The following is a 6,513-nucleotide window of genomic DNA, read 5'->3' as shown; positions in this document are numbered from 1 at the left end:
CAGCAGAACGCGGCGCTGGTGGAAGAGGCGGCGGCTGCTGCCCAATCGCTGCAGGAGCAGGCCGGCAGCCTGTCGCAAGCCGTCAGCGTGTTCAAGCTCGACGGGCAGCAGCAGCAACACATCCGGCCCGTGGTGCCCCTCGCGCGCAAGACAGCAGCGCCGGCCCGTGCCCGCCAAGCCATCGCCGCGCCGCAGCGCAAGCAGCTCGCCGCAGCGGCTGCGCCGGCCGGCGATGGAGACTGGGAAACGTTCTAAGACCTGTCGCAGCTCGTCGGCCGATCAAGCTCTGCGCTTGAACATCGCCGATGCCCCGCTCGCATAGGCCACCTCTTCGGCGGTCGCGAGAAGCGTGGGGCCCAAGGCCAGCATGCGCGCTTCCGTCAGCCGCACCAGCGGGCCTGCAATGGTGATGACGCCGATGACGGCACCGTTGCCCACGCGCACAGGTGCCGCCATCGCCGTCATGGCCGGCGCGAAGACCTCGCTGATCATCGCGAAGCCCCGCTTGCGCGCAGCACGCAGGTAGACCAGCAGCGATTTCACCGAGGTCACGGCCCTGGGCCCGAAGTCGGCAGGCGTGCCGAAGCCCTGTTTCGCGACCAGCTGGAGCGCCTGCTCCTCCGGCATGGTGGACAGCCAAGCGTGGCCGGCCGAACTGCATGACAGATTGACCGACAAGCCCATGTCGGGGTCGTAGCGCAAGCCTCTTGTCGCGCCCTGCGCCTTGGCGACGAAGGTGAGCTCGTCGCCGTCGACCACCGCCAGCCGGACGAGCTCCCCCGATTCGGCCGCGAGGCGATCGAGCAGCGGCTGCGCCACGTCGACCACGCCGCTGTTGCTCAGGAAGCTCAAGCCCAGCGAGACCAGCTTGATCGTCAGCATGTAGTTGCCGTGGCTCTGGTCCTGGCGCACGTAGCCGCAGCGGATCAGTTCCGACAGCAATCGGTGCGTCGCGCTCAGCGGCATCTGGAGATCGGAGGCGAGTGCCGAAAGTGCTCGCCCTTCCGGGTAGGCGACCAGGTGTTCGAGCACCTTGAAGCTGCGTTCGAGTATGGCGGTCATGACCGGGCAACTCTACCCGAGTTTTGCCAAGTGATTTCCCTAGTGGAAATGCTTTCCACTTGCTGCCTATGATGCGGCGCCCCGCCAGGCTTGCCCCAGCGAGCCGTCGCATCGGCCCTCATTCACCGGAGCTCGACTTGAGAATCCTCTTCCATCGATCGCTGGTCATCGCCGGTGCGACACTGGCCCTGACGCTGCCGGCCCTGGCCCAGGACGTGCAGGAGCGCGTTATCCGCTTCGGCCACCTGAACAACCCGGACCATCCGGTGAGCTTCGGCGTCAAGCGCTTCGGCGAGCTGCTTGCGGCGAAGAGCGGCGGCAAGCTCAAGGTGCAGGAGTTCCCTGCGTCGCAGCTCGGCAACGAGATGCAGCAGCAGTCGGCGCTGCAAGGCGGCGTGCAGCAGATGTCGGCGCCCGCCACCACTTCTTTGGCCGGCATCGTGAAGGAGTTCGGCCTGGTCGACTTCCCGTTTGCAGTGAGCTCCTTCGCGCAGGCCGACGCCCTCCTCGACGGGCCGCTCGGCCAAGCGCTGATCGCCAAGCTGCCCGAGAAGGGCCTGGTCGCACTGGGCTACTGGGACCTGGGCTTTCGCAACGTCACGAACAGCAAGCGCCCGATCGCGAAACCCGAGGACCTCGAGGGCCTGAAGATCCGCGTCATTCCCAATCCGGTGTTCCTCGACACCTTCAAGGCCTTCAAGGCCAATCCGGTGCCCATGCCCTTCGCCGAGCTGTACGGGGCGCTCGAGTCGAAGGCCGTCGACGGCCAGGAGAACCCCTATGCGGTGATCCTGTCGAACAAGTTCTTCGAGGTGCAGAAGTTCGTGAGCGCCACGAACCACGTCTACGCCGCGAACATCATGTTGGTGAGCAAGAAGTTCTGGGACGCGCTGAGCCCGGCGGAGCAGAAGATGATGCGCGAAGCGGCCGACGAAGCCCGCGGCTACCAGCGCCAGGTCAGTCGTGCGGCGGCGCAGAAGTCAGTCGGGGAACTGCAGGCCAAGGGCATCCTGTTCAACGAGATCGCAGCGCCCGAGCAGGCGCGCATGCGCCAGATCGCCAAGCCGGTCATCGAACGCTTCGCCGCCAGCTACGACCCGGGCCTCGTCAAGCTCTACAACGACGAGCTGGCACGCGTGCGCAAGTCCAATCCTTGAACCGGCTCGGAACCATGAAGATCCTCGTCCTGCACGGCCCCAACCTCAACCTGTTCGGCCGCCGAGAACCGCATATCTACGGCACGACCACGCTGGCCCAGATCGACGAACGCCTCGCCGGGCTCGCGACCGAGCTCGGCATCGAACTGGAAACGATCCAGTCGAATCACGAAGGCGACCTGGTCGACTTCCTGCACAAGAATATCGACGAGGCGCAAGGCGCGCTGGTCAATCCGGCCGGCCTGACCCAGCACGGCGTTCCCTTGCACGATGCCATCAAGGCCATGCCCTTTCCGGTCTTCGAGATCCACATGTCGAACATCGCGGCGCGTGAGACGTGGCGCGCGCACTCGATCATCTCGCCGGCGGTCAAGGGCACCATCCAGGGACTCGGTCCGCATTCCTACCTGGCCGGCCTGCGTGCGCTGGTCGAGATGCAGCGCGCTCAGGCGGCCTGATCGAGACAACGGCATGAATCGCTGGATCGACCGATGCTGCACCGGCATCGAGGCACTGATCGCCGCGGCGTTGGCATTGATGGTAGTGCTGGTCTTCGGCAACGTGGTGCTTCGCTACGGCTTCAACTCGGGCATCACGGTGTCGGAGGAGGTCTCGCGCTGGCTCTTCATCTGGATGACCTTCCTCGGCGCCGTGGTGGCGCTGAAGGAGCACGGACACCTCGGCGTCGACATGGTGGTCCGGAGGCTGCCGCCTGCGGCGAAGAAGTTCTGCCTGGCGGTCGGGCATGTCGTGATGCTCTACATCGTGTGGCTGCTGTTCCAGGGCAGCGTGGCCCAGACGAAGATCAACTGGGACGTCGTCGCACCGGTCACGGGCGCATCGATGGCCGTGGTCTACCTGTCGGGCGTGGTCTTTGCCGTGCTCGCCGCATTCCTGCTCGCACTCGACCTGCTCCGGCTGGTGTCCGGTCGCATTGCCGACGAGGACCTGGTCATGATCCAGGAATCCGAGGAGGCCATGCAACTCAAGCAGATCCTCGGCGAGCAGGCCGGTCCGGGGACCCGGACGGGAGCGCGGCCATGACGATCCTGGTCTTCGTCGGCTCCCTGCTCGCCGCGATGGCGATGGGCATCCCGATCGCGTTCGCGCTGCTCGCCAGCGGCGTGGCGCTGATGTGGCACCTCGATCTCTTCGATGCGCAGATCCTCGCGCAGAACGTCATCGGCGGCGCCGACAGCTTTCCGCTCCTGGCCGTGCCCTTCTTCATGCTGGCCGGCGAGATCATGAACGCCGGCGGCCTGTCCAGGCGCATCGTGGACTTCGCCCTCGCGCTCGTCGGCCACGTGAAGGGCGGCCTCGGCTACGTGACGATCATGGCCGGCTGCCTGCTGTCGGCGCTGTCGGGGTCGGCGGTCGCCGACGCGGCTGCGCTGACTGCGCTGCTGTTGCCGATGATGGTGAGCGCCGGCCACGACAAGGCCCGCGCCGGCGGGCTGATCGCCGCCACCGGCGTCATCGGTCCGGTGATTCCGCCGAGCATCGGGCTCGTCATCTTCGGCGTCGCAGCCAACGTCTCGATCTCCAAGCTCTTCCTCGCGGCCATCGTGCCGGGCCTGCTGATCGGCGGCGCGCTCTGGCTCACCTGGGCCTGGCTCGTGCGGCGCGAGCAGATCGTGCCGCCGCCGCGCAAATCGAGGGCGGAGGTGCTCAGCACCCTCCGCGGTGCGCTCTGGGCGCTGATGCTGCCGGTGATCATCCTGGTAGGGCTGCGCATGGGTGTCTTCACGCCCACCGAGGCGGCGGTGGTGGCCGCGGTGTATGCGCTCTTCGTCTCGATGGCGATCTACCGCGAGCTCAGCTGGAAGGATCTCTACGCGGTGTTCGTGAATGCCGCCAAGACCAGTGCGATTGTGATGTTCCTGATCGCGGCCGCGATGGTGAGCGCCTGGCTCATCACGGTGGCCGACCTGCCCTCGAAGGTGGTCGGCCTGCTGCAGCCCTTCATGGACAACAAGGTCCTGCTGATGTTCGCGATCATGCTGCTGGTGATGGTCGTCGGCACCGCGATGGACATGACGCCGACCATCCTGATTCTCACGCCGGTGCTGATGCCGATCGTCAAGGCCGCCGGCATCGACCCGGTCTACTTCGGCGTGATGTTCATCATCAACAACTCGATCGGCCTTATCACCCCGCCGGTGGGCACCGTGCTCAACGTGGTGGCGGGCGTGGGCCGGATCTCGATGGACGACCTCACCAAGGGCGTGGTGCCTTTCATGATCGCGGAGTTCGCGATTCTGTTCCTCATGGTGCTGTTCCCCTGGCTCGTCACCTGGCCCGCGAAGTTTTTCCACGGTTGATCACAAGGAGACTCGAACCATGAAGCTATCGATGCACAAGGTCCTGCTTGCCGCGGTGGCGGCGCTTGCCGTCACCGGCGCGGCGGCGCAGATCAAGGAGCGCACGCTCAAATTCGCGTTCCAGAACCAGAGCGGCCATCCGCAGGCCCAGGGCGCGCAGAAGTTCGCCGACCTGGTGGCCGAGAAGTCCGGCAAGAAGATCACGGTCAAGCTGTTTCCGGGCGGCACGCTCGGCGGCGACCTGCAGACCGTCTCGGCGCTGCAGGGCGGCACGGTCGAGATGACCGTGCTCAATGCCGGCATCCTCGCGGCGCAGGTAAAGGAATTCGCCGTGCTCGACTTCCCGTTTCTCTTCGGCAACACGCAGGAGGCCGATGCCGTAACCGACGGCCCCTTCGGCCGGAAGCTCCTGGCCAGGCTCGACGACAAGGGACTGCACGGCCTGGGCTATTGGGACCTGGGCTTTCGCAACCTGACCAACAGCAAGCGACCAATCGCCAAGGCCGAGGACATCGCGGGCCTGAAGATCCGCGTGATCCAGTCGCCAATCTACATCGATCTGTTCAGTGCGCTGGGCGCGAATGCGGTGCCGCTGCCTTTTCCCGAGCTCTATTCGGCGCTGGACCAGAAGGCGGTCGACGGTCAGGAGAATCCGAACACGACGATTCTCGCCTCCAAGTTCGCGGAAGTGCAGAAGCACCTCACCGAGACTCGGCACATCTACAACCCGCAGGCTCTCATCATCAGCAAGAAGACCTGGGACGGCTTGAGTGCCGAGGAGAAGAAGATCGTGACCGACGCGGCTGCGGAGGCGACGACTTTCCAGCGCCAGGCTTCGCGCGGCGCAGCCGACAGCGCGCTGCAGGCACTCAAGCAGGCCGGCATGACAGTCACCGAACTGCCCGCGGCCGAACTGGCCAAGCTGCGCGAGAAGGTCAAGCCCGTGATCGAGAAGCAAACGGCAGCGGTGGGCGAGGCAACGGTCAAGGAGTTGCAGTCGGAGATTGCCAAAGTCAGGAAATGAGCTGCGGCATTTCTTCACTGCGGGCATTCAGTTTTGCGCGACCTGTCAATGAGACTAAAGTCGAGTCCTCTCAACATCTCGGGATTCAGGTCGATGACTCAAAGCTACAAGCAGATTCAGAAGCAAATCGAAACACTCCAACGACAGGCTGAGAAGCTGCGCAAGCAGGAGGTCGATGGCGTGGTAGCGCGCATCAAGGTCGCCATCACACACTACGGACTCACTGCGGATCAGTTGGGCTTCGGATCGGCTGCCAACGGCGTGAAAGCGAAGGCGAAAGCCGCAAAGGCGGCTCCCCAACGGTCAATGAAGTACAGCGATGGCCAAGGCAATTCCTGGTCAGGCATCGGAAAGCGTCCATACTGGCTGCGTGATGCATTGAATGCCGGCAGGACACTCGAGGAGTTCACTGCAGGAGTCTTGTCGCCGAAGCCGAAGAGCGCAAAGCTCAAGACGTCCAAGAAACGGAAGTCGAAGGTTGTCTATCGGGACCAAGCCGGACACACATGGTCGGGGATGGGCCCGCGGCCGCGTTGGCTCAAGGAGGCACTGGAGGCTGGGAAGACACTCGACGAGATGACCGCCTGAGATACATGAGCCGCCCGAACGACGCACAGGACACTGTCGAATACATCCCTTTCGAGGAATTCCGCAACGGGCTGCCGCAGGGCCGCTTTCGCGTCATCGTCAACCCGAAGCTGGCGGTGCCCTTCGTGGCCCACCGCACGCATGCCACGACGCTGGCGATCGCTCTCATCGGCCCGGGCATCGCCGCGACGCTGGCCGGCTACCCGTGGACAGGCGGGCTGCTGGTGGCGACGGGCATCCTGTTGCGCTGGTCCGTGAAGACCCAGGCGCCGCGGATCCTGCTGCACCTGGCCACGCGCGTGCCCTCGGTCTACGAGCAGGCCACCGGGCACGGCGTGATGGAAGTGCGCCGCACCTGACG

At 65.0% G+C, this 6,513-nt stretch carries 8 protein-coding genes and 1 pseudogene; 8 read left to right on the top strand and 1 reads right to left on the bottom strand.

Going from position 1 to position 6,513, the window contains the following annotated elements:
* Positions 1–255, top strand: a pseudogene (locus AC3A6B_RS27915) (methyl-accepting chemotaxis protein); the annotation flags it as partial.
* 24 nt (positions 256–279) lie between these two features.
* On the opposite strand, the gene AC3A6B_RS27910 reads toward AC3A6B_RS27915, so the two are convergent.
* Entirely contained in the window at positions 280–1,062 is a 783-nt protein-coding gene (locus AC3A6B_RS27910) for an IclR family transcriptional regulator (RefSeq protein ID WP_487839886.1), read from the bottom strand.
* Positions 1,063–1,199: 137 nt separating this feature from the next.
* Here AC3A6B_RS27910 and AC3A6B_RS27905 point away from each other — a divergent pair, with 137 nt between their 5' ends.
* The 7 genes from AC3A6B_RS27905 to AC3A6B_RS27875 all read left to right on the top strand — a co-directional run bounded on the left by AC3A6B_RS27905 (position 1,200) and on the right by AC3A6B_RS27875 (position 6,511).
* Positions 1,200–2,219: a TRAP transporter substrate-binding protein gene (locus AC3A6B_RS27905; protein WP_487839885.1), complete on the top strand. Its 1,020-nt coding sequence runs from the start codon at positions 1,200–1,202 to the stop codon at positions 2,217–2,219.
* A gap of 14 nt (positions 2,220–2,233) precedes the next feature.
* Positions 2,234–2,677 (top strand): type II 3-dehydroquinate dehydratase, encoded by a 444-nt coding sequence (locus AC3A6B_RS27900; RefSeq protein WP_487839884.1) that lies wholly within the window; start codon positions 2,234–2,236, stop codon positions 2,675–2,677.
* A 13-nt stretch (positions 2,678–2,690) separates the two neighbouring features.
* On the top strand, positions 2,691–3,263 hold the full coding sequence (locus AC3A6B_RS27895; RefSeq protein ID WP_487839883.1) for a TRAP transporter small permease: 573 nt from the start codon (positions 2,691–2,693) through the stop codon (positions 3,261–3,263).
* Positions 3,260–4,540 (top strand): TRAP transporter large permease, encoded by a 1,281-nt coding sequence (locus AC3A6B_RS27890; RefSeq protein WP_487839882.1) that lies wholly within the window; start codon positions 3,260–3,262, stop codon positions 4,538–4,540. The genes AC3A6B_RS27895 and AC3A6B_RS27890 overlap by 4 nt, the downstream gene beginning before the upstream one ends.
* A 19-nt stretch (positions 4,541–4,559) precedes the next feature.
* Positions 4,560–5,564, top strand: coding sequence for a TRAP transporter substrate-binding protein (locus tag AC3A6B_RS27885; RefSeq protein WP_487839881.1), 1,005 nt, complete (start codon positions 4,560–4,562; stop codon positions 5,562–5,564).
* Between the two features lie 93 nt (positions 5,565–5,657).
* On the top strand, positions 5,658–6,152 hold the full coding sequence (locus AC3A6B_RS27880; protein ID WP_487839880.1) for an H-NS family nucleoid-associated regulatory protein: 495 nt from the start codon (positions 5,658–5,660) through the stop codon (positions 6,150–6,152).
* A gap of 5 nt (positions 6,153–6,157) precedes the next feature.
* Positions 6,158–6,511, top strand: coding sequence for a hypothetical protein (locus AC3A6B_RS27875; protein ID WP_487839879.1), 354 nt, complete (start codon positions 6,158–6,160; stop codon positions 6,509–6,511).
* Positions 6,512–6,513 lie beyond the last annotated feature (2 nt).

The sequence above is a fragment of the Variovorax sp. Soil_C_33 genome (genome assembly GCF_057656935.1).
Note: the sequence above shows the minus strand (reverse complement) of the source record. Positions and strands in the feature narration are given on the sequence as shown.

Excerpts from the sequence above, each read along its gene's own strand:
- AC3A6B_RS27910 (WP_487839886.1), bottom strand. The coding sequence starts at position 1,062 with ATGACCGCCATACTCGAACGCAGCTTCAAGGTGCTCGAACACCTGGTC.
- AC3A6B_RS27895 (WP_487839883.1), top strand. The coding sequence starts at position 2,691 with ATGAATCGCTGGATCGACCGATGCTGCACCGGCATCGAGGCACTGATC.
- AC3A6B_RS27885 (WP_487839881.1), top strand. The coding sequence starts at position 4,560 with ATGAAGCTATCGATGCACAAGGTCCTGCTTGCCGCGGTGGCGGCGCTT.
- AC3A6B_RS27880 (WP_487839880.1), top strand. The coding sequence starts at position 5,658 with ATGACTCAAAGCTACAAGCAGATTCAGAAGCAAATCGAAACACTCCAA.
- AC3A6B_RS27900 (WP_487839884.1), top strand. The coding sequence starts at position 2,234 with ATGAAGATCCTCGTCCTGCACGGCCCCAACCTCAACCTGTTCGGCCGC.
- AC3A6B_RS27875 (WP_487839879.1), top strand. The coding sequence starts at position 6,158 with ATGAGCCGCCCGAACGACGCACAGGACACTGTCGAATACATCCCTTTC.
- AC3A6B_RS27890 (WP_487839882.1), top strand. The coding sequence starts at position 3,260 with ATGACGATCCTGGTCTTCGTCGGCTCCCTGCTCGCCGCGATGGCGATG.